The following is a 23,083-nucleotide window of genomic DNA, read 5'->3' as shown; positions in this document are numbered from 1 at the left end:
GGAAGGCATCTTTAATCTTTATTACTATGTGGCAAATTATGGACTTGAGACCTCCGAGGTGCTCATTCAGAAAGGTGAATTTGTTTATTCGAAAGGAGATCTCAATAAAGATGGAGAGTTGATTACGCCAAAAAGCTTGACGCAGTTTCTGGAAATCAAAACAGATGTAGCGCCTGTTTCAGTTCCGGTGAATTTCGGGGAGCGTATTGGGGTTACGGTCACTGTAACAGCCCTGGGACAGGATTCTGTGTCTGTTGATTTTCCAAATTCGATCGGGGGTTTTTTAGGCGCTATTTTCTTGAGAAATATCGATACCGGAGAAGTCCATATTTTTTCCGGCCCTCCTACGGAGTTGAAGGATAAGGTACTGGTGATTAGAGAGGGACATTTCCGCCAGTTACTTTTCACTATTAGTAATAATCCCCTTCCGATCGGCAAGTATGAAGTCATTCCTTATCTTTTGGTAGCCCATGAAAATATACCGGCGGAGTTGCTCTCAAGCCTTGGCAATAATATTGAATCTCTTAGTCCGAATTATTTAGCAATTCCTTTCAGGCGGGATGTCGCGATATTCGAGGTGAGTAACGAATAACAGTTCCCTAAATCCCCCTTGTGGGGGAGACTATTCGCCGTAAATTAGTACATCCGGGAAAAAAGTGCCCCACGCAAACCAATAAGCATTATAAGAAACGGTCGGCGTTAGTTGTTCTCCGCTGCGGGGTCCCGATACCGCCTTACCCAGAATATTCCGCACCGTCCCTTCATTATCTATTAAATCAAAAGGGTATATAGCCGGCGTTTCCGTTTTGACATCAAAAGTCAAAATAGTACCATCCTTTGCCAACCGTGAATAGCTGATGTAAAAGTCCGCCGATTCCATACCTGCGATGACAACCGGGTTGCTGTTTACATCATTCATTAATTGCGCGAGCGCCATTTTCAAAGAGACGAAAATGATAGATCTTTGCTTTTCGCCTAAGGGCGATTCGAAATGACAAACAGGGAGTTTTGTGGACCTGTTTCGTTTATCAGGAGTACATTCTCTGACGTTAGCTTTTTTATTTTGCTTAGCTCTATAAATCAAAAGCATAAGCCAACCCGAAGATATAAATTCGACCCGCAGGATAGTTTTTCCCGGAAAGGCTAAACATAGCGGAGAGCTCAAATTCCAAAGGCTCGAAAATCATCCACCCAATACCGGGTTTGAAGTAGAGAATCCGTCTCTCGGAATTATTAATCCGGAGATTAGAATCTGCAAACAAAGCTGTAAACTCCTGTCCCCAAAATCCCTCTACCAGGGTTTTGATTAAGAACTTACTACGCACTTTTATTCCGGTCTCGGCCCGGAACCAAAATTCATCTCCGGGATCGAGATTCGTGGTTTGTAAATCCGGCTCAAAGCGAAATCTGTAGCCGACTGATAAATTTGCATAGGCCGGCAGCGGCCAGAAGGAACGGCCAAAATCGGCGGAGACTTCCAGATCCCACTGCCCATCCCCAATCGGCACCACTTCCGAATCTTTGTTAAAAAACCCGGTGGGCGCCTTGGCGCCAATCCTGAAAGTAGTGACAATTGGTTTGAACGGAATCCGATACCTCAACCCAAATCTTATGTCCCCAAGGCCTTGGGAAGAAGGACGATTCGGATTGACTTCGTCTTCAAAGGCAATGTCGAAATAGGGCAGTTGTAATTGTAATTCAAAGCGGTCGGTTAAACCGTACCAAATATCCAGGTAGGTCGCATTTGACTCTACTTGGCCGTTAAAAAAATATGGCGTTCGCTGGCCGTTTCTGCATAGCCGGTCTCCGCAAAAGATGGTTTCACTGGCATAACGTTCACTGGTGCGCTGAATCAGAAACGCGGATTTTACCCACAGCCTTCCTTTGCGAAGCGTCCATGCGCCGGCAAAAAGGCCCTCTGCTGAAAAGATTAGAATGAGAAAAATAATTGAGAAGAGAAGGCAGCGTTTGTGCATTAATTTTAAGCTCATTCACCATAAATTGGTACATCTGGGAAAAAAGCTCCCCAGGCAAACCAATAAGCGTTATAAGAGATCGTAGGGGTTAATTTCTGACCCGTTCGCGGCCCTGAGACAGCCTCGCCGAGTAAATTCCAAACATTACCTTCATTGTCGATCAGGTCGAATGGGAAGATTTGTGGAGCGTCGGTTTTCACATCGAAAGTCAGCACAGCGCCACTGACAATCCGTGAGTAACTTATGTAGAAATTCGCTGACTTCATCCCGGCTACGACAACCGGCTTTCCGTGAACTTCATCGTTTATGGCTCTTGCCTCGTTTTCAAACAATGAGAATCGATATGTTTTAGCTTTGAAATTCCAACGGTCGGCAATGATGCCGTGTAATCTTTCTTTCCGGTGCAGCCGGGCATCGTCAATGGTAACCCCGTAAAGTAAGGCGGGAACGGTTTTATAGTTGCCGTAAGGATAGATATGGTAAGGCCTGTCAAGTCCGGTGTTTTCAGAGACTACTTTTGAGTCAGGAAACATTTTCTTCCAGGTTTGCCAAGAGGTTTCTATGATTCGGACAGTTATCACCAGCTCACCTCTTAACGGCCCATGCACGCTTCTCAGTAACATTTGGGACCAATTGCTGGTCGTGGTTCTATCATACAGAATTAAATTATTGTTGTAAAGCAGACCCGAGACTCCGAAACTTCCAGCACCCATATTATCCGCCGCTGTCCCGGTCAAGTTGATCCCGACACCTGAACCGGTAAGCGGACAATAGGTGATCGCAATTTTAGAATTTCTACTCAAGGTTTGATTGATAACTTCGTGCCAGTCAAGAATTCTATGCGGATAAGCAACGACTGCATCATTTCTTACTAAGCCAAATATCAGATCATCATCTTGCAGATAATTTGCTTCATCCAGGTTAACTAATGCAGGGTTTTGTAAGGATGGAATGCAATCGAGGCCTAGACAGCCCCGAACTATCTCTCCCGCGCCTCCGGGTACATCCCATCTTGTCTTTTCATTCGGAATGGGATCGGGTGGAGGTGAATCGGAATCATCGTCCGGAGGATCGTAATTTCCAAATCTATTGGGTGGCGTAGGAAGATCTCTACTTGAACACCCGAATGAAACTACATTTATCAGAATAAGCAAAATGATGAATTTATGCATCAAATATCCTCCTTGAGAAAGTTATTTGACTTTTCTACAAATAGAAATATCTTCAGGATACTCAAATGATTTGGAAAAAATTAGCAGAAAGCCTATAATTAATTATGAAACAATTCAGGTTTAAACTCTATTCCGCTACTATTCGTGTTTCCGAAATAAAAAGCATTAAAGTTAATACTAAAGAAATTCACTTGTAAGTTTAATTCAAACTTTTAGATTTAAGAGGGAGCTTATATTTAACCTGATTAAAACAGAGGAGCCCTTATTGACAAATGAAAAGCAGCTATCGCACCGTGTGAGTCAGATTCGGCCATCGGGAATTCGGCGTATTTTTGATATCGCCTGTGCAAACCCGGACGGCATCGACCTTTCAATCGGCGACCCGGACTTTGATATTCCCGAACCGATAAAAGAGGAAGGGATTCGGTGGATTAAGGATGGGTTTAACAGTTATGTTTCAACTCGGGGGATTCCCGAGCTCAGGGAAAAGCTGAGTGCGCATTTAAAGGAGCGAAAAATAAACCATGAAGATTTGTTGATCACTGCCGGCGCAACAGGCGGATATATTCTTGCAATAATGACTGTCGTCAGTCCGGGCGATGAAGTGCTGATCGCCGACCCATACTTTGTCGCTTATGCCAATGTCGTGATTATGTGTGGAGGAGTTCCGAAACTGTTTAACACCTATCCTGATTTCACCCTCCGGGCCGAAGAGATTGAACCACTGATTACTTCTAAAACAAAGGCAATAGTCATTAATCATCCAAACAACCCAACCGGCGTTTTATACAGCCCGGATGAACTCAAGATGGTTGCTGAACTTGCCGACAAGCATGGCCTTCATGTGATTTCCGATGAAATATATGATGAGTTTATATATGGACAGGATCCATTTTTAAGTATGGGCACCATCGCTGATGACGCTATTATCGTAAGCGGTTTCTCGAAAAGAGCGGGGATGACCGGCTGGCGGCTGGGGTATGTTTCGGCCCCAAAAAAAATAATTGAAGCGATGGCTACTTTCCAGCAATATTCCTATGTGTGTGCCAACTCAATTGCACAAAAGGCGGCCGTCAAAGCTCTCGATTATGATATGCAGCAATATGTTTCTACTTATCATGAAAGAAGAGATCTTGTTTATAACGGTTTAAAAGAACATTTCAAAATAATTAAACCCAATGGTGCTTTTTACTTTTTCCCTGAAGCACCCCACCGGAATGCTGAGGAGTTTGTAGACCGCGCAATTAAGAGAAAAGTATTTATTATTCCGGGAAATGTATTTTCGGAAAAGAATACTCATTTCCGCATTTCATTTGCTGTGCCTAATGAAAAACTACTTAAGGCGATTGATATTTTGAATGAATTGGCGCGGAAGTCTTAGCCGTCATTCCTCTCATTTGAAAAGGAGTAAGCAGTTGTGATAGACAAGTGACAAATCTTCGTCAAATGCAAAAGGAGGATTTACAAGAAGTCAATCTACTCCTTTCCAAGGCTTTTACTCATGCGCGAATTCAGCAAGGGTATCGTGAGGGTAGAGTCCCCCTGTGCCGGAAAGAATTTTTGGAGTTGTACTTTGCAGCTAACTCATCTGGTTGTTTTGTCATCGAAAAAAAACACCGGATAATTTCTTTTTGTTTTACCCGTTTGTGGGGAACGGTAAGCTGGCTCGGGCCCTTGAGCGTCGATCCCTCGGAAGAAGGTCAAGGATATGGAAAAAAAATAGTTTTGGCTGCAGTAGAGAGTTTAAAAGCTTCCGGCGCCAAAACCATTGGACTCGAATTGGCCGCAAACTCTGCCAGAAATTTAGCTTTTTACACAAAGCTCGGGTTTGAGCCACGAGGACTTGTCATTGATGTTATTAAAAAAGTTTCAGGGGAACGGCAACCTTTAAAAGTGACTGAATTCGAAAAAATTATGTATAGTGAAATCCCTCCGCAGAAACGAACTCCTCTTTTAGAAGAAGCCAGAAAATTTTGGCAGCAGATGGAACCAGGACTGGATTACACTAGAGAGCTCGATCTTCTCACCGATTTTAAGTTTGGCGATGCTTGTTTTATCATGAAACCCGATCGCATGATCGGTTTTATTTTAGCTCACACCCAGACTTATTCTCAGGAAGAAGAACGCCGTTTCATCAAAATCAATGCTTTGCAAATGTCTTCGCAAATGACCGTTGAAACCCTGAATGTTTTTATCGAGGTAATTGAAAACTGGGCGCTTTCCGAAAAATTATCGGCTATTTATCTAAGGATTCCAACCCAACAGAATAATGTCTTGTCATATCTTTTATCGAGAGAATTTAAGGTGTTGCATAATGAGCTTCGCATGACGTTGACAGGTTATGGCCAGCGGGCTGACTCAACATCGATAAATTTCAGCAAATGGGAATGACTCAAATTTTCTCTTGTATTATTTTTTAATTCTTTTATATTTAACACATCAGAGGTGAACTCCCCTAATCTATTACTTTAAACAATACAATTGAAATCCTGCGTAGTCTGAAAAGATATGCGTCTAATTTAGAAAAGGATCTTTCGGTATGATCAAAATTACTGATGAGACAATCGATAAAGTTGCAGTTTGCAAGATTGAAGGTAAACTAGCCGGCCTTGATGGTAAAGGCAAAATTCAGGAGAAAGTAAAAGACCTGATTGACAGTAAGATTGTAAATATTGTTCTCGATTTAACAAAGGTAAACTGGATAGACAGCACAGGCTTGGGGGAATTAATTGCCTCGCTATCGTCCACCAAGAACAAAGATGGCAACCTTGTTTTGGCAAATCTTCAAGGCCCGGTTCAAAGCTTGCTGAAAATGACCAACCTGAACCAGATTTTTGATATTTATGAAAATGTCGAAGAGGCTTTGGATAAACTAAAAAAATAGTTTCTTCAGATTGATTTTTTCCCTTCTTAAATACCAGCTTGATTTTTACTCGCTCTCAATTTCAATTTGCAATACATTTTATAATGGCCATCCAAGGAATAAAAACCAACTCTGGATTGTTGCGACTATTTACATTATTTTAAAATATCATATTTAATTTCAAAGTGAAGTAAATTTGTTTGGGAGATTTCCGTTTGATTCTGTTGTTGCTTGTTCTCGCCACTTGCTTTCTCGCCTACTCAAATGGCGCTAATGATAATTTTAAAGGTGTCGCTACTCTTTTTGGCAGCAACACCACAAATTATAAAACTGCTATTCGGTGGGCAACATTTACAACTTTTATTGGCTCTGTTTGCTCAATTTTTTTAGCTGAGACTTTAGTGAAGAATTTTTCCGGGAAGGGGCTCGTACCGGATTCATTTGCTGCCTCTCCCGATTTTCTTCTGGCGGTTGCGTTTGGCGCGGGGTTTACGGTAATGCTGGCAACCATAACCGGGTTTCCGATTTCGACAACTCATAGTCTAACAGGCGCATTAGTCGGTGCCGGGTTAATGGCAGTCGGAACAAAAGTTAATTTCGCTGTTTTGGGCAATTCTTTTTTTCTTCCTCTTTTGCTGAGTCCGTTAATTGCAGTGACGTTAGGCTCAGTCAGCTATCTGGTTTTCCGTCGTTTGAGAATTAGCCTTGGAGTTACCAAAGAGTCGTGTCTTTGCATCGGCGAAACCGAAAAGGTTGTTTCAATGCCAGAAGCAAGTTCTTCTCTTTCACTAAGCGCCACCACCACCGTCGGCGCCAGTTTGGAGTTAGAAGAAAATTGTGAGCAACGATATACGGGCAGAGTTGTTGGAATAAATGCGCAGAAAGTCCTCGACGTCGCACATTATATCAGCGCAGGTGTTGTGAGTTTTGCCCGCGGCCTAAATGACACACCGAAGATTGTGGCCCTACTACTTGCCATTAAGGCGATTGGAATCCAATTTGGAATGATTGCAGTGGCTGTCGGAATGGCGGCCGGCGGTTTACTAAATGCCCGTAAAGTGGCTGAAACGATAAGCAAGAAGATTACGCCGCTCAACCACGGGCAGGGATTTACGGCAAATTTGGTTACAGGTCTGTTGGTTGTGTATGCAAGCCGTCTGGGAATGCCTGTTTCAACGACTCATGTTTCCGTGGGGTCGCTTTTCGGGATAGGTTTCATCACCAAGAAAGCCAACCCTCGGGTTGTACGAGAAATATTACTGTCGTGGGTTTTAACCCTTCCAATTGCTGCTCTTCTAAGCGGGTTCATTTATTGGATATCAAAATGTAACCCTAGCCTGCTTCCTTCCTCCTAAAATTTCTGCATATCACTCACTTAAACATATTTTAGTTGCTATTTATTTGCTTGGTTATTAGTTTCAATCGAATTAATTGTTATAGAAAAGTCTCTCTGAGTTTTAGTATGCTGTCAAGCTTCTCGAAATTGATTAATCTTGTTTCATCCTGGAGGGTGAAAGATTATGGATAGTGAAGTGATCCTGAAAATGATTTTTGGCCTGGTCGGCGGATTAGGAATATTTTTGCTGGGAATGAAATACATGCAAGAGGGCCTGCAAGTGATTGCCGGTCCAAGAATACGAAAAATGATCAACGCGGTAACCGGAAATAGATTTCTTGCAGTGGGAATCGGGCTGTTTGTGACCACTCTTGTTCAATCGAGTTCTGTGACTTCAGTAATGGTGATTGGCTTTGTCAACAGTGAATTAATGGCGCTAAGCGGAGCTATTGGGGTCATTATGGGCGCTAATATTGGTACAACTATTACGGGCTGGATCTTAGCATTAAAAATTGGCAAATATGGCCTCCCTATTCTTGGGGTCGCCGCTTTTGGCTGGATTTTCCTAAAAAAAGAAAAAGCCCGCTATTTGGCTCTGGCGATACTTGGAATCGGAATGATTTTTTTCGGACTCGAACTGATGAAAGACGGCTTTAAACCGCTTAGAGGTCATCCTGAGTTTGAAGCAATGTTTCTCGCTTTCAAGGCAACCAATTATTTCGGTGTAATCAAAGCAGCTTTGGTAGGGTGCTTGTTAACAATAATAGTGCAGTCTTCTTCAGCAACCCTGGGGATCACCATTGCGCTGGCTAATACCGGTGTCATTGACTTTCACACTGCGGCCGCTTTGGTACTTGGAGAAAATATTGGTACTACAATCACAGCTTATTTGGCTTCCCTGGGAGCTGACAACCCTAACGCTAAACGAACGGCCTATTTTCATATCATCTTCAATGTATTAGGGGTGGCATGGATTACCGCAATTTTTCACCCTGTTTATATGCCATTCTTAACAAAATTTGTTCTCCCCGGGGATCCAAACATGCAGACCGCGGCAGGAACTTTTCCATACATGACAAGTGCCATTGCTTTGGTACATAGCGGCTTTAATATTACCAATGTTGTCCTTTTTCTTCCGTTTACAAATTTTTTTGCAGGGCTGTTAGAGAAATTGGTTAAAGATAAACCAGAAACAAAAAAAATATTTTTGACTCACCTAGATTTTCAGATAGGAAGTTCACCCTTAGCTGCCGTTGAGCAATCACGCTTTGAAATTCTGCGAATGGACAAGAGTATCAAATTGATGATGGATAACTTGCTTGGGATAATCGCAGATAATCAGGATAGCAAAAACAGTGAAAAACTGAAAGAGGAAGTTTTTGATCGTGAAGAAATGCTGGATCAGGTTCAGATTGAAATTACAACTTTTCTTACAAATCTTCTTTCGCAGCCGATCAGTCATGAGTTAGCTCAAGAGGCCAGATCTCACCTGAGATTAGCAGACGAGTATGAGTCCGTTAGCGATTACATTACGAATGTGTTAAAGCTTTATTTAAGATTACGAGACTCAGACATTGAGTTGTCGCATGAACAGCAAAAGGAATTAAAGGATTTGCATGAATCAGTCGCTGACTATCGCGATAAAGTGCGTGGAGGCCTGAATCGTAAAGTCCAGGGTACATTTCTATCTGGTATTCGTAAGAGTAGCCGTGAGATTACAGCCAAAATCAGGAAGTTGAGAGACCGCCATTTAAAGAGATTGTCAAAAGAATCGATTCAGCCGCTGATCAGTACCACTTATATGGATATTGCTAACGCCTATCGCCGGATGAAAGATCATTTGTTAAATATTGGCGAAGCCGCAGTTGGCGGAAAATCTATAGGCAAAGCTTCAAAATAACCCAATTATCAGATATATTATCAATGCCCCACCCGCAGCGATCAAAGCATAGGGCAGTTGTGTTCTGACATGATCGATATGATCGGACGCTGACGCCATTGAAGAAATAATCGTCGTGTCAGAAATCGGCGAACAGTGATCGCCAAAAATCCCGCCGCTTAAAATCGCTCCGACTGTCACATAAAGATTCGCCCCCATTAAATCTATCATCGGAATGCCAATCGGGATCATAATTGCGAAAGTTCCCCACGAAGTTCCGGTTGAAAAAGCGATGAAGCCGGAAACCAGGAATAGAACGAGCGGCACCAAACTGGGACTTAGGAAAGATTTTGCAGAATTCGCTACGAAAGGTCCTGTGCCTAATTCTTTACAGGTCGTGCCAATAGCGAATGCGAGCATCATGAGAAGCGCCAACGGCATGAGCCCGCCAATGCCCTTAAAAAATAGATCCATCAGCTCGCGGAGATTCAGGATACCTTGAACTTTATACAGAATCGCGGAAAGAACGATTGCTGCCGTTACAGACCAGAATACCGACGTAGAGCCAGAGCCGTGCATGATATTACCGTTACCGGTAATCAAGAGGCCAAGAGGCATCATTAGAACCATTACCGCCATCGGGATGATCATATTCATCGCCCTGGGCTGTAGGCCTTCTTTTGCCGGAATCGCAATGACTTCTGTAGAAACCACAGGTTCGGCGCCATCGCGTAGAACCTTTCCCTCGTCCTGCGCTCTTCTTTCGGCCTTTCGCATGGGTCCAACATCTCTTCCGGATAAAATGACTGCAAGTAGAATAAGCAGAGCAAAGATAGCATATAAATTAAACGGCAGTGACTTGATTAAAACCGCAAAGGGCGCGTCGATGTTTTGCGCTGCTAATAGGCCTATAATATACGCCCCCCAGCCGTTTAACGGAACAAGAATGCAGATAGGTGCGGAAGTGGAATCACAAATATAGGCAAGTTTTTCTCTGGAAATTTTGAGCTTGTCAAAAATTGGCCGGGAGACGGCACCTGTTATTAGGCATGTAATGTTGGATTCGACAAAAATGACAAAGCCGATCAGGTAGGCTAAAAGACCGGCGCTCTTTCGTGTTTTTACGAGTCCTCTGCTGGAGATGGCTTGAATGAAGCCATCGACTCCTCCTGACCGCTGAGTATATGCAATGAGCACACCGACCATCGCGCTAAAGGCGATAACCTTGGTGTTGCCTCCGTCCTCAAAAACCCGAATACAACACTCCAACGCCTCAGCAAGGCCTGTAATTGGATTTCCGTTGGCTAGAATCGTCCATCCTAACCAGATGCCAAAAAACAGCGATATGAAAACTTGCTTGGTCCAAATGGCTAAGATAATAGCAATAACAGGCGGTAGAATCGACAGCCAGCCGACCGTTTCCATATTCCTCCTCCGCTTTAATATTCTGGACACAGAGAACACTGAGTTTTCACTAGGAGCACAGAGTTAAAAATATTTCTTAAAGAAACATCTTAGAACCTAAAATGAAATATCTGTGAACTTTGTGCTTCTTAGTGCTCTCTGTGTTCCAAAGAAATTATCGCACTGCAGCCAAAACCTTCTCAACAACTTCACCAAAATAATCAGGACCGTCGGGTTGGTATTTTAGGTCATGATTAACGCAAGACTCCCCAATACAATCGTCGTAACAAGCGTAACATCCGGGATTTAATGATTCCGCCCCGTAAACTTTTCTTAAATCAAAAAGCTTCTCAACTTCCTTTTTAGGGAGAACATTTTCTCCACCAAGTGCTCTGGAAATAAACACGATCTGGGCATAGTGTTCCACTCTTTCTAATTTGAAGTACGCGTCCATTAAATCTTTGCCTACGGTGACAACGCCGTGATTCGCCATCAAAAAAGCTTCGCAGGAGTGAATGTAAGGCCGAAGCGTTTCGGGCAGCTCCTCAGTTGAGGGTGTGCCATATTCAGCCAGAGGAATCGAGCCGATGGTCACAACCACTTCTGCTAAAACGCACTTGTCCAAAGCAAGCCCGGCAGTGGCAAAACCTGTTGCATAGGTTGGGTGAGCATGGACAACCGACTGAACATCCGGACGCTCTTTATAAATAAACAGGTGCATCGGCAGCTCAGTGGAGGGTTTGCCATCAGAAATCGGCTGACCTTTCAAATCCAAAACGACCATCTCTTCAGCATTCATGAAACCTTTTGAGACGCCGGTCGGAGTAGCGAGAATGCGTTCTTCGTCCAATCGAACGCTGATGTTGCCGTCGTTGGCAGCAACATAGCCTCGCTGGTACATCCGACGTCCGATTTCGACGATGGTTTGGCGGAGATTGTCTTCTGAAGTTGAGATCATTCTTTAAGAATTTGTTCTTGTCGAAAGAATTTTAGCCGCCGTACCATTTCGACCCCGACACCTCGGAGGAGAAATCTTGTTGTTTCTATTAACCAAAGGCTGTAGTACTGAGATAAAAAGATTGCTCCTTCAATCGAAATGGCTTTTTTACATTTACATTGATTTGATTGAATCCGGCAACAAATCGTTCAAATGTGAATAAGTTTCTACTAAACGAAAAATATCAGCCAAATCTTTTTGACGTTTACTCTTTCGTCTTTTCTGGTCAGAATATGCCCAAATTTTACCCTGTAGAATATCTTCGATTGCGGCGACTTTCATATCGTAACCCATGACGTTCTTTACATTTGCTTTACTAATAAATGCTTGATAACGCGGATCGGTTTGTACCTGAATTCGTAAATCAGATTTTGGGCTCTTTAGATTTAAACTGTGTTCAAATTCTTTAATGGTAAAAATTTTCTCAGCCACTTGACATAACTTGTTTATTGAATTTGTCGCAACTATGATGTCTAAATCCAAACTAACAACGGGTTCAACGTAGGCGTTTACAGCTAAACCACCGATAACACAGTAACCGATTTCGTTTTTATCAAGGAGATCAATGAGTATCTGAATGATATCTTCTTGTCCGTTGGCGACCTTATTTACAAATTCTCTTTCGGTCATGGGTTTATTTTATCACATCCCTTCCAAAATAATCCCGCAAAACTTCCGGGACAACAACCGTCCCATCTACAGTTTGATAATTTTCCAAAATTGCGATCACTATTCTTGGCAGCGCTAACCCTGAACCATTAAGCGTGTGAACAAACTCCGTTTTTCCGGTAGATTCATTGCGAAAGCGAATGTTGCCGCGCCGTCCCTGAAATGCTTCGTAATTGCTGCACGAAGATACCTCCAAATATTTCTCTGCGCCTGCAGCCCAGACTTCGATGTCGTAGCATTTTGCTGCGCCGAAATTCAAATCAGCGGTGCAGAGCTCGATGACTCTGTAGGGCAAATTCAGTGCTTGCAAAATATCTTCGGCATTCAAAAGTAGTGATTCCAATTCGTCGTACGATGTCTCCGGTCTAACGAACTTCACCATTTCCACTTTGTCAAATTGGTGAATTCGAACTAACCCCCGGGTGTCTTTGCCATACGATCCCGCTTCCCGGCGAAAACAGGGGGTGTAAGCCGTATATTTAATGGGCAGCTCCTTTTCTTTCAAAATCTCATCACGGTGGAAGTTGGTGACCGGCACTTCGGCTGTGGGGATTAAAAACAAGTCATCTACTTGAACATAATACATGTCGTCTTCAAGTTTCGGAATCTGGCCGGTTGCAAACATGCTGGCACGATTAACCAAAAAAGGCGGAAAGACTTCGAGGTATCCGTGCTTTTCGACGTGAAAATCTATCATATAATTGATGAGCGCCCGCTCCAATTTTGCTCCCAGCCCCCAGTAACTGACAAAAAAGGAGCCGGAGATTTTCGAACCGCGAGCAAAATCGATGATGCCTAAATTCTCGGCTATCTCCCAATGGGGTTTTGGAGTAAAATCAAGTTCAGGGGGTGTTCCCCACTTCTTAATTTCAACGTTGTCTTCCTCGCTTTGCCCGATGGGCACAGAGGAGTGGGGCGGATTCGGAACCCAACTTTGAATTTCCTTGATTTCGCTTTCAAGGTCCCGAAGTTCAGCATCCATCTCTTTAATTTTATCGCCTACTTTTTGCATTTCAGTGATTTCTGCATCAGCAGATTTGCCTTCTTTCTTGAGCTTAGCGATGAGTTGTGAATTCGTATTCCGTTGGTTTTTGAGCTGCTCGACTTCTTGCAAAATTTCACGGCGTTTGGAGTCGAGAGAAATCAGCCGATCTAAGTCAACTTTTTCGCGCTTGTTTTTTACGCCTTCTTTGACTAAGTCCAAATTTTCTCGAATGAACTTGAGGTCTAACATCTTTAATGCCCCTTACCCATCAACATCACATAAATTGTATTTATGATCACTTTTAGATCCATTCTCAATGACATATTTTCGAGGTAGAACAAATCGTACTGGAGTTTGGTTTTAACGTTGTCCATGGAGGTATCATACTCGCCTTTTATCTGCGCCCAGCCGGTAATGCCTGGCTTGACTCCCAGTCTGCGTGCATAAAAAGGTATCTCCCGCTTAAACTTTTCAACAAAGTAGGGCCGCTCAGGCCGGGGCCCAATCAGGCTCATTTCACCTTTTAAGACATTGAAAAATTGCGGGACTTCGTCGAGACGGGGTTTGCGAATGATCTTCCCAGCCCGGGTGATTCTCGGGTCTTTTCGCTGCGCCCATTTGGGTCCTGTCTTTGACTCGGCGTCATGGATCATTGATCTGAATTTATAGATCATGAATTTTTTGCCGTTTTTTCCGACTCTTTCCTGTTTGTAAAAAACCGGACCCTTTGAATCCAGTCTAATCGCAATGGAAATAAACAACCAAACAGGAAAAAAAGCAATTATTATGGCGCTTGAAATAATAAGGTCCATTAGCCGTTTAATTTTTTGCTCCCATTGAAGCATGTGGTGTGGCAGAATATCAATGAGTGGGAAGCCATAAATTTGATTTGTTCGCGCCTGCCCCATGACGATATCATACAAATCCGGTACGATTTTGAAATTCACTTGCAGGCCGTTACACTGATTTACTACATCCATGACTTTTTTTCTCTTGTCACCTTCTAAAGCCAGAATGACCTCCTGTGTGCCGCTATTCTGCACGATCTGCTCAATTTCTTCAACACTCCCCAATAACGGAATGTTTTTATAGCCGGTTTTATCGTTTCTATTTTGCTGATTTTCACTGAGAAAACCGATGACTTTGTAGCCGAGCGCGGGAAATCTTTGAAGGTCATCGCATAACTCCCGGCTCTTCTCGCCCCACCCGACGATTAGCGTCCGCCGCTGGCCAATGCCGGAAGTGAGCAGCTTCCTTTGTACCGTCCGAAAAACCATTCGGGCCGATGAAACGAAAAGTATGAGCATCACCCAATAGTTGACGATGAACATGCGGCTTAATTTTGGGGGGGCAGACAGATCACTGTTCAAGTCAATGGTAATGAGGAAAATAATAAATACGCCGATTGAAAGTGATTTGAAAATGTTGATAAGTTCATCCACGCGGGATTTAGCATACCAGGGGCCATACATTCCAAAAAATGCCAACAGAAAAATCCAAAAAAGATTTACAATTAGTGAAATAGAAAAAAACACCAGCAGATCGGCCTCTGCAAAAAAACCGAGTTCTCTTCTAAGCCATCCCCAGGTCAGAAATGCACCGCTGAGTGCAAAGAAATCAAGTGCGAGCAGAAGGATTTTTTCTAATAATTTTGGCATTTATTTAAAGTCTTTTCGCATTTTCAAAAACCAGGTCTTCATAAAGTTTCTCCAAATTCTTCACCATTGCATCTGCGGTAAAATCTGCATGAATGCATTCAGCTGCGGCTCCCCCCATTTTCCCGGCGCTTTTCTCATTATCAAGAAAATGGATAATTCCCTTTGCAATCGCTTGAACATCCCTGGGTTCAACCAGAAGACCCGTCTTACCGGGTTTCACTAATTCCGGGACACCTTCAACATTGGTGGCTACTACCGACCTGCCGGTGTACATGGCTTCGGTCAGAGAACGTCCTAATCCTTCCCACAACGAAGTTAAGACAAAAACATCAAAAGTTTGTAAAAGCTCCGGAACGTCTTCACGAAAACCAAGCACCATTAATTTGGAATCGACATTAAGTTTCTTAGACAAATCAAGTGTTTTTTCTTTCAACTCTCCGTCCCCAACTATAATAAAGCGAACATCATCACGCGCTTTTAAAACCTCAGGCATGGCTTTAACAAAGTCCAGAGGCGCTTTCTGTTCCGAGAGCCTACCTACCATGCCGACAATCTTCTCACCATTCAAGATTCCGAGTTCGTTTTTTTTCCGCTCGGCATCGATTTTCACATCGAATTTATCGAAGTCGATGCCGCTGTAAATGTTTATAAATTTGCTCCGTTTTTCAAGTCTTAGGTCAACGGCTTTTTCAAGATTTAGTTTTGACACCGTAACGATCTTGTCAGAAATTCTTGAGAGGAAACGTTCAAGACCAATATAAAACCGCTTCGTCACAAAGTTCATAAAATCATGAAACGGGAAGCCATGAATGGTGTGAATAATTATCGGTACTCCAGCTAACTTTGCTGCCAGTCGACCGAGAACGCCCGGTTTTGAACTGTGGGTATGAACAATATCGTATTTGGCGTTCTTGATGGTGGTACAAATCTTTAAAAACGCGATAAAGTCTTTAACGAATCGAATTCTGCGCGCCAACTCCTCGACAAAAATGAAGTTAAGGGCTTTGATTTTTGTTGCACGTTCCAACCATTCCCCTTCAGGAGAACACATCAGACTGACTTCGAATTTCCGCCGATCCAACCGTTCCACTGTAATAAGCGTATTGTCCTGTGCACCACCGATTGACAGGTGGGTGATGATGTGCAGGACTTTTATTTTTTTCATTTGTTTATCGTTCACTTGACAAGAGATTCTTATACTCCTGCAGTAGTTTTTTGACAATTAAAGGTGAAACCTAACGCGGACAAGCCGCAAATCTCAAAAAACAAACTACAAATAAAAACTCAAAGACCAAATCCCAATGTCCAATAAAACCATAACTTTGGGTTAAATTCTTAGTTTAAAGCTTTAATATAGACATCGAACGTAGATTTTGCAACCGAACGCCATGAAAATTGCTTGGATCTCGACAACCCTGCGGTTGCCAGTTTTTGGTATAGTTTAGTATCAGTAATAATTTGATGAATTTTTCCGGCAATATCCTCCGGGTCTTCAGGATTAACCAGAAGACCGGCATCTCCAACAACTTCCGGGATTGAGCTCACATTCGATGCTACTACAGGCGTCCCATGTGCCATTGATTCAAGCAAAGGCAAACCAAATCCTTCATAAAAAGAGGGGAGGACCAGTACTTTTGCGGAGTTATATAATTCAGGCAGCTTTTCATCGGAAACAAAATCAAGGAAGTGGACATAAGGCTCAACGGCGAGTTCTTTCGCTAGATTTTCCGGTTTATTATAATCCGAATATGCTTTACCCGCAATTACTAAATCCAGTTTTAATTGATATTGTGTACGCAAAATAGACAGCGCTCTAATGAGCCCCTCGATATTTTTATGAGGACGCCTGGTCCCGACAAATAAAACGAAGTCACTTAGAGTTTCAAAAGTACCATTTTTTTGTTCTGGCTTGAGTTGCGGTTTTGAATTTATGCCATGGTGAATAACCGTTGCTTTTTCGATATCAAAATTAAATCTGTTTTCAAGATCATTTAAGGTGTTTTGCGAAACAGCGATGATTTGATTCGAGGCCCGAAGTGAGTGTTGCAGCGATTTCCTGATGTAGATGCTCTTTAGTCGACTCCTTTTATCTAAGAATTCTGGATGCTCAATATATTTGAGATCGTGAATTGTAACCACCGACGGCGTCTTAATCCTCCAGGGTAAATCAAATTGTGGATGATGATAAACATCAGCTTTTAGTTTCCTTAGCAATCGATGTGTGATAAAGTGCTGCCTCGGAGTCGGTCCCATCAAGTCTAATTCGAAACGGTTGACGTTCGCATGTGAAAAAATCTCTTCAGGCAGGCACGATTTCTCGCGGGGCAGAGATAGAATTGTGTACTGAACCGACGAGTCTATTTTGGGTAACTCGGCCAGTAGCCCGTTTAAATAGCGAGAGACGCCGTCGATTTCTTTTACCGCCAAGTGTGCATCGATTACTATGTGCATGAGAAGTTTTAGTTTGCCCCTAAAACAATATGTTTAAGACAAGCATTGTAACCTTTTGCGCGAGATTGTATTCCGGATAGTTGCTCACCTTTAAGGATCAAGTAGGGGAAAAACAGGAGATAGCTCAAGAGAATTTCCACTAAAATAAAAATTTTTAGAGACTGTGTTTTCCACCGACGATAGTGTTTTCGAAAAAAATACAAAGCGCTTTTGCCCTTATTGAAAATAGGTATTTCACGTTGATTCGTCCAGGAGCCCCCGTGTAAATGATAAATTTGTGCATTCGGTAAGAAAGTAATTTTATAGCCTGCTTTTTTTACACGAAAACATAAATCGACATCTTCATAAAACATATAAATGTTTTCATCAAAACCAGCGATCTGGTCAAAAACATCTTTTCTGATCAACATGCAGGCCGCGGAAACCCAATCCACTTTTTTTTCAGTTGCATAATCCCAGGCTCCCAGCCTATAGGCGCCAAATACTTTACTGGTTGGAAAGAGCCGATTCAAAAAAGTCCTGCCTGAGAATTCTGTACAAAGGTTTGGGAAAATCCCGCAGGAGCGTTGTAAGGTATCGTCCTGATTTAACAGCTTCGGCCCTACTATCGCTGTGGACTTTTTTCTTTGCAGGTACTCCAGCATCTTTTCCGCAACTCCATCACAAACAAGTGTGTCTGAGTTCAGAAATAGCAGATACTTGCCCTTTGCAAGTTTAGCACCTTGATTGTTAGCTTTGCTAAAGCCTACATTAGTTTTGTTTTCTATGAGAACCGTTTTAGGGAAATAGTTCTTTAGAAATTCGACGCTGTCGTCCTCCGAATTGTTGTCTACTACAATGATCTCATATTCTACCGATTTCATTTTTTCTTTTATTGAAATAAGCAGCTTGTTGAGTAAGTCTTGAGTGCTAAAATTAACAATAATAATAGAAACATCCATATTTTAAATTTTCTTGAGGGAGTAAATTCTACACAAAATAGCGATAAACAGCATTATCAGCATACCTTTTCCCGCTAATAAAGTATCATTTGCCATATTCCAAACGAGGAGTCCACTTATAAATGCTAACAAAATGATGGAGTACTCTTTTAATCGGCCTTTACTTTTTCGGTAAATCAAAATGGAGTTTCGAAACAGAATTGCATAGAAAAATAATCCAGTAATAAAACCAAAGAGACCTGCCTGAACAGCAAAGCTTAAATATTCGTTATGCGGTGTTTTTACATCAGCAAGAGCGGTTAACGCAATGCCAAACGGCTTAGGTGAAAATTGTACAAGAGCGAGTTCAGCGTTCCCGAATCCGACTCCCAATAAAGGGAAACTTTGCCAAATTTTCAAGCTTATAGCCCAAATAATTAATCGCAGGTCTCTCATTTCACCACCTTCAATAATGGAGGTGTAACGGTTTTCGATTTCCGGGTTTAGTATGAGAGATGAAATCAAAAACGCAAATAATATTGCACCTGTAATGTAGACAAATGAGCTGATTTTCTTTTTTTGCAGTGCGAAGACAAAATTACAGAGCATTGCCATTAAAACGGCTGTAATAAATAGACCTCGGCCGTTAGATAAATAAATAGCCATTATCTGAAGCGCCGCACTTAGTAGCATGATAAATTTGAGCCATTTTTTTTTGGTCATGTAGAAAAAAGCAGTAGCTATCGCCGTCCCGTAACTCAATTCAAAGGCCAGCGTTTGGAACAAGCCGATATGTCGACCGAGTAGTTCACCCGTCCAATATTGAAATAGGATCCAAAGAGCATCCAAAACGCTATAGGGGAGAATTACGAGGAATAAAAATTTAATATCTGCCTCTGTTTTTATAATATTAAAAAATATGTAAGCTGCAATGATGAGTTCGATTGTCTGCACGAACTCTAAAAGTGAGTTTTTTAAGGAAATCGTGCCTATAAGTGAGACGAGAGCAGTCAGAACTAAAAGACTTAATGCCAATTTAAAAACTGGCAAGTCTTCGAATTTGTTTTTTTTTTCGATTAACCATTTGGCAGAGAAAAGGATCAAAGCAAACAGCAGTAAGAAATCGAATCCCCTGATGACTACAGGACCGGCTTCGAAATAAAGCGTTTCCGAGGTTAAAATGGAAAGTAGAATCAGAAGCAGGAGCAGTTTTCGGAAAAAGAGACTTGATAACAACACCAAAAGCGCAAGAGAAATCAGCGGTATGACTGGGGCTTGCGGTAGGATGCTCAAGTTGATTAGAGAACTAATCTGGATAAAAAAGAAGAAAGCCCAGAGGATCCATTCTTTATTGCCGCTTGTTGTCGTTCCCAGGTTAAACTTGGGAACGAGGTGGTTTTGTGCTTCAATTGCCATTTGAGTTTGTCACTTGCAATTCCGCCTTTATCCTTCGCCATCTTTCCACGCCGGCAGCAAAGAAAATTGAAATGAAAGCGCTAAAAAACAACGCCCCTAAAACGATGTAGGCCCTTTTCGGACGGTCTTTGTAAATCGGCGGTACGGCCCAATCCAAAACCTGAATGATGGGCGTTTTCTTTGCTTCGAAGATTCTGGCCTGCTCATACTGCTGCGTCATTAGTTTATAAAGTAGGTTTTGAACCTCCACGTCCCGCAACAGTCTGAAATAGTTCATCGCCAAGGCCGGAACCTTCCTGCTGGGTATGAGAATGTTACCTAAATCGAAAGAATCTCCATTGGTGCCGTGCTGAATTTTTCGCAGTGATTTCTTGAGCTCCCTAAGTTCCGTTTGTAGCATATCTATATCGGCATGATCTTCGGAAAGATAGTTGCGCTTGAATCTCAACTCCGTTTCTTTAACAATGACTTGAGCTTCAAATTCTGAAATTGTCTGGATGGATGACCTCGCTTGTTCAGTCACATCAATGATGCCGAACTTTTCCTGGAAAGTTTTTAAATTTTGTTCTGCATTGGCGAGTGTCTTCTTAGTTTCTTCAAGGCGGGTTTCAAGGAATTCACGATTGTCTCTTGCTTTTGAGATTCTAAACTGGATGTTCAGACTGTCCAACATTTGGACAAAGGTATTCGCCATTTCAGCCGCAAATTCGGGCGATTGGTCCCAAACATGGATACTGAGTGTTTCATCGACATTGGTATCAAAACTGACGTTCTCGGTTAGCTTTCGGAGTGTTTTTTCCCAATTAGGGGTATCGTAACGTTCCTGTAAATTGAATCTGTTGGCAATGTTCATCATAATGGTTCGGCTTTCCAGCATGGCTAAATATCTTAGCGTCTCGTCGTTTTTTGGAATGAGCCCGAGCCCTTGAAAAGGCAAGTCCCCAACCAGCGAGGACAAACCAAGATCAGCAATTTCACTGCTGCTGGTTAAGATTTTAGCTTCGGCACGATACCATTTGGGTAAAATTAAGCTTATTACCAATGCCACAAAAGTGAAAGCGCTGATGTTGATGATGAGGAACCGCCTCCAATTTGATAGGAGAGACAGCGCTTCTATTAGAAAAGATTTTTCGCTTTCATTCATGGTTGTCTGTGCCTTCCGTCCGAAAGTTCTCCTTTGAGTCCCAAGTGTCCTTAAACATAATTCCAAATCCGGCCAGAGTTTTAAATGCCCAAACGGCAATGCCAGCGGTGACTGCTCCTACTAATCCATAATTGTTTATAAGAAAAAAACTCAACAGGATGGCCAGAAAGATTGTCAGAATATTTATGTGAAACATTTGTTTTAACCTGTGCTGTTTTAGTAGTCCGCCAATTACACTATAGGGAATGACATGCAAAAGACGAATTGTTCCTAAAACACAGAAGAAAGGAATCAAGGATGAGCTGTTGCTGTACTTGCCCTTGAACACAAGTTCAACTAAAGTGTCACCGGCCAAAAGATAGAATGCCGAAAGTATCAAAGCTGAGCCTAACACCCAACTCAGAAGCGAGCCTAAATGTACCGTTCCTGATTTTTTCAGATGCGGTAGCAAAACCATTTCAAATGCCCTCAAAACCAGATCGAAAGCGCGGGTAATTGAAAAAATCGCGAAATATTCGCCTAGCGCTTGATAGGTAATTAGCTTGGGGATCAAGAATTTATCGATTGAAACAATCACCAGCAGGGACAAATCCGCTCCCCACAAAAATATGCCGTCTTTCCACACACTTTTTGGGATTTTCGCGGACCCCGAATTTATGCCTTGTCTGACAAAGTTTACCATTACAAGTGGAACAAGAGCATACAATATCGAAAACAGAATTAATATGTTACTAAGTGTAACCATTTTAAGGATTAAAAGCAAGAAAATGGCTAGAGGCAGTAAAAGATTGAGAATGCGGAAAATTACCATCGAAATTTCATATTTACCTTGAGCTCGATAGATACTGGCATAAACATCGGTTCCTACGGTTCCTAGTGTGGCAAGAAGCAAAAAAGTCATTGCCAGAAATTTCAGGTCATATGTCATTCTGAAGATACCGACAGCCAAGACGGTTAGACAGAAACTCACTAAAAGCAGCTGCAGATTTTTTTTAGGCCAGTTGTAGTCGGAAAAGTCTTTATCTGCCATAAAACGTACAATGGCATTATGCTGACCTAAAAGCGTTAGGGGGTAGACAAAGCCAACTATTGTCATTAGTAAAGAATAGATGCCAAGTTCTTCCTTTGTTAGTTCGCGGGCAAGCAGGATATTCTTGAGTATTCCTCCCAGAACGCCGAGGGCCGAGATAACGAAAACGTTTCGTACTCTTGAGAGCATCAGGGATAGTTAAGAGGGTTGATTTTGAATTGAGGACCGAACTGATTCTTGGCGAACGAGAAGCATTAAAGCAGATCTAACGCTTTCATCGTCAACAGCACATTGGTAACTGTCACGATGAGCGAGGTAATCTCTCTGAGACCAAACTCAGATCTTTGTGGAACATAAACCGTATCACCCGGCTCAATGATTAAACCTTTCGCCTTTAAAGGTTTCTCAGAGTTAATGCGGATTAGCTGCACCTTTGACGGCTTCACTGCTCTTTCAGAGGCGCCGGCAAAGCCAATATAATCGATGGCAGTGAGATTTGGATAATAGGCATAAGGCCCGGCGTTTCTAACCGCGCCGATGACATAAACCTCCTCGTTTCTTTTCGGAACCATAATGACATCGCCATCCTGCAGATACAATTCCGCATGCCCGTTTCCCTGGTTTGCCAGATATGGGAAAATCGGAATGGTTTCCGAAACACCATTAGAAACCGTTTGTCTTTGTAGGTAAGCGTTGGTCAGGTCCGCGTGCCGGTTGTAAGCATCAACTCTCAGTAAGAAACTCTGCACTGTTTCATTTTCGGCCAATTGGTAAACACCGGGATCGTTGATCGGCCCTTCCACGCGCACGGTAGCCTTAGACAAATTAATATGAGGAACATAAATGACGTCCCCGCCTTTAAGAGTCAAATTCGCTTCTAAATCTCCAAGTTTTGAGTACCGGTATAAATCCACCATGTCCACTGTACCATCCAGATGACGAACTTCAATAGCTCTTTCGGAACCCCAGTTGGTTATGCCCTCGGCTATCTCGATGAGGTTCGATACCCGGTCAACAGCCAAAGCACCATACGAGCCCGGCTTCATCACTTGTCCGGTGACATGCACCCGAAATTGCCGCAGGATTGCCAGGTTGGCGGTTATTTCAGAATTAAGGTATTTATCCGCCGCTGCCTCTTTAACCATAGTTTGAACGTCAGACAGCGTTTTCCCATCGACATCGA

22 protein-coding genes are annotated in these 23,083 nt (G+C 42.6%); 7 read left to right on the top strand and 15 right to left on the bottom strand.

Going from position 1 to position 23,083, the window contains the following annotated elements; translation table 11 throughout:
- Positions 1 to 592, top strand: a 592-nt coding sequence (locus tag IH879_05560) for a hypothetical protein (GenBank protein MCH7674405.1), incomplete at its 5' end; no start/stop codon positions are given.
- Between the two features lie 30 nt (positions 593 to 622).
- Here IH879_05560 and IH879_05555 read toward each other — a convergent pair.
- From IH879_05555 to IH879_05545, 3 genes are read right to left on the bottom strand one after another with little or no spacing between them, the layout of a single operon-like run.
- A complete protein-coding gene (locus IH879_05555) occupies positions 623 to 1,090 on the bottom strand; it encodes a DUF3179 domain-containing protein (GenBank protein MCH7674404.1) in 468 nt (155 codons plus the stop codon).
- Complete coding sequence (locus tag IH879_05550) at positions 1,074 to 1,976, bottom strand: hypothetical protein (protein ID MCH7674403.1); 903 nt, start codon at positions 1,974 to 1,976, stop codon at positions 1,074 to 1,076. Before IH879_05550 ends, IH879_05555 begins: the two co-directional genes overlap by 17 nt.
- A gap of 11 nt (positions 1,977 to 1,987) precedes the next feature.
- A complete protein-coding gene (locus tag IH879_05545; protein ID MCH7674402.1) occupies positions 1,988 to 3,148 on the bottom strand; it encodes a DUF3179 domain-containing protein in 1,161 nt (386 codons plus the stop codon).
- Positions 3,149 to 3,413: 265 nt separating this feature from the next.
- Here IH879_05545 and IH879_05540 point away from each other — a divergent pair, with 265 nt between their 5' ends.
- The 5 genes from IH879_05540 to IH879_05520 all read left to right on the top strand — a co-directional run bounded on the left by IH879_05540 (position 3,414) and on the right by IH879_05520 (position 9,247).
- Positions 3,414 to 4,529 carry an aminotransferase class I/II-fold pyridoxal phosphate-dependent enzyme gene (locus IH879_05540; protein ID MCH7674401.1) on the top strand — a complete coding sequence of 372 codons (1,116 nt, stop codon included), beginning with the start codon at positions 3,414 to 3,416 and terminating at the stop codon, positions 4,527 to 4,529.
- A gap of 65 nt (positions 4,530 to 4,594) precedes the next feature.
- Positions 4,595 to 5,539, top strand: a complete 945-nt coding sequence (locus IH879_05535) for a GNAT family N-acetyltransferase (protein MCH7674400.1) — start codon at positions 4,595 to 4,597, stop codon at positions 5,537 to 5,539.
- Between the two features lie 148 nt (positions 5,540 to 5,687).
- Positions 5,688 to 6,032, top strand: coding sequence for an STAS domain-containing protein (locus tag IH879_05530; protein MCH7674399.1), 345 nt, complete (start codon positions 5,688 to 5,690; stop codon positions 6,030 to 6,032).
- A 194-nt stretch (positions 6,033 to 6,226) separates the two neighbouring features.
- Positions 6,227 to 7,366, top strand: a complete 1,140-nt coding sequence (locus IH879_05525) for an anion permease (GenBank protein MCH7674398.1) — start codon at positions 6,227 to 6,229, stop codon at positions 7,364 to 7,366.
- Positions 7,367 to 7,531: 165 nt separating this feature from the next.
- The gene (locus tag IH879_05520; protein ID MCH7674397.1) at positions 7,532 to 9,247 is read left to right on the top strand and encodes a Na/Pi cotransporter family protein; all 1,716 of its coding nucleotides are present in this window, start codon (positions 7,532 to 7,534) and stop codon (positions 9,245 to 9,247) included.
- Here the strand turns inward: IH879_05520 and IH879_05515 are convergent.
- From IH879_05515 to IH879_05475, 9 genes are all read right to left on the bottom strand, one after another.
- A complete protein-coding gene (locus IH879_05515) occupies positions 9,239 to 10,651 on the bottom strand; it encodes a sodium:solute symporter (GenBank protein MCH7674396.1) in 1,413 nt (470 codons plus the stop codon). The two genes, IH879_05520 and IH879_05515, sit on opposite strands and share 9 nt — an antisense overlap.
- A gap of 154 nt (positions 10,652 to 10,805) precedes the next feature.
- A complete protein-coding gene (locus tag IH879_05510) occupies positions 10,806 to 11,588 on the bottom strand; it encodes a class II aldolase/adducin family protein (protein MCH7674395.1) in 783 nt (260 codons plus the stop codon).
- A 153-nt stretch (positions 11,589 to 11,741) separates the two neighbouring features.
- Positions 11,742 to 12,257 (bottom strand): hypothetical protein, encoded by a 516-nt coding sequence (locus tag IH879_05505; protein ID MCH7674394.1) that lies wholly within the window; start codon positions 12,255 to 12,257, stop codon positions 11,742 to 11,744.
- A gap of 4 nt (positions 12,258 to 12,261) precedes the next feature.
- A complete protein-coding gene (gene serS, locus IH879_05500) occupies positions 12,262 to 13,530 on the bottom strand; it encodes a serine--tRNA ligase (GenBank protein ID MCH7674393.1) in 1,269 nt (422 codons plus the stop codon).
- A gap of 2 nt (positions 13,531 to 13,532) precedes the next feature.
- A complete protein-coding gene (locus tag IH879_05495; protein MCH7674392.1) occupies positions 13,533 to 14,939 on the bottom strand; it encodes an undecaprenyl-phosphate glucose phosphotransferase in 1,407 nt (468 codons plus the stop codon).
- A gap of 4 nt (positions 14,940 to 14,943) precedes the next feature.
- A complete protein-coding gene (locus tag IH879_05490) occupies positions 14,944 to 16,104 on the bottom strand; it encodes a glycosyltransferase family 4 protein (protein MCH7674391.1) in 1,161 nt (386 codons plus the stop codon).
- 170 nt (positions 16,105 to 16,274) lie between these two features.
- A complete protein-coding gene (locus tag IH879_05485; GenBank protein ID MCH7674390.1) occupies positions 16,275 to 17,390 on the bottom strand; it encodes a glycosyltransferase family 4 protein in 1,116 nt (371 codons plus the stop codon).
- Between the two features lie 8 nt (positions 17,391 to 17,398).
- A complete protein-coding gene (locus IH879_05480; protein ID MCH7674389.1) occupies positions 17,399 to 18,331 on the bottom strand; it encodes a glycosyltransferase family 2 protein in 933 nt (310 codons plus the stop codon).
- A gap of 3 nt (positions 18,332 to 18,334) precedes the next feature.
- Positions 18,335 to 19,414, bottom strand: a complete 1,080-nt coding sequence (locus tag IH879_05475; GenBank protein MCH7674388.1) for an O-antigen ligase family protein — start codon at positions 19,412 to 19,414, stop codon at positions 18,335 to 18,337.
- Between the two features lie 76 nt (positions 19,415 to 19,490).
- Here IH879_05475 and IH879_05470 point away from each other — a divergent pair, with 76 nt between their 5' ends.
- Positions 19,491 to 19,730, top strand: a complete 240-nt coding sequence (locus tag IH879_05470) for a hypothetical protein (protein MCH7674387.1) — start codon at positions 19,491 to 19,493, stop codon at positions 19,728 to 19,730.
- On the opposite strand, the gene IH879_05465 is transcribed toward IH879_05470, so the two are convergent.
- The 3 genes from IH879_05465 to IH879_05455 form a co-directional block, all read right to left on the bottom strand.
- The gene (locus IH879_05465) at positions 19,716 to 20,870 is read right to left on the bottom strand and encodes a hypothetical protein (protein MCH7674386.1); all 1,155 of its coding nucleotides are present in this window, start codon (positions 20,868 to 20,870) and stop codon (positions 19,716 to 19,718) included. The two genes, IH879_05470 and IH879_05465, sit on opposite strands and share 15 nt — an antisense overlap.
- Entirely contained in the window at positions 20,863 to 22,089 is a 1,227-nt protein-coding gene (locus IH879_05460; GenBank protein ID MCH7674385.1) for an oligosaccharide flippase family protein, read from the bottom strand. Before IH879_05460 ends, IH879_05465 begins: the two co-directional genes overlap by 8 nt.
- A gap of 65 nt (positions 22,090 to 22,154) precedes the next feature.
- The coding region (locus IH879_05455) for an SLBB domain-containing protein (protein MCH7674384.1) at positions 22,155 to 23,083 on the bottom strand (929 nt) is incomplete at its 5' end.

The sequence above is a fragment of the candidate division KSB1 bacterium genome, assembly GCA_022562085.1.
Lineage (GTDB): Bacteria > Zhuqueibacterota > Zhuqueibacteria > Oceanimicrobiales > Oceanimicrobiaceae > Oceanimicrobium.
This window is presented reverse-complemented; position numbering and strand designations above follow the sequence as displayed.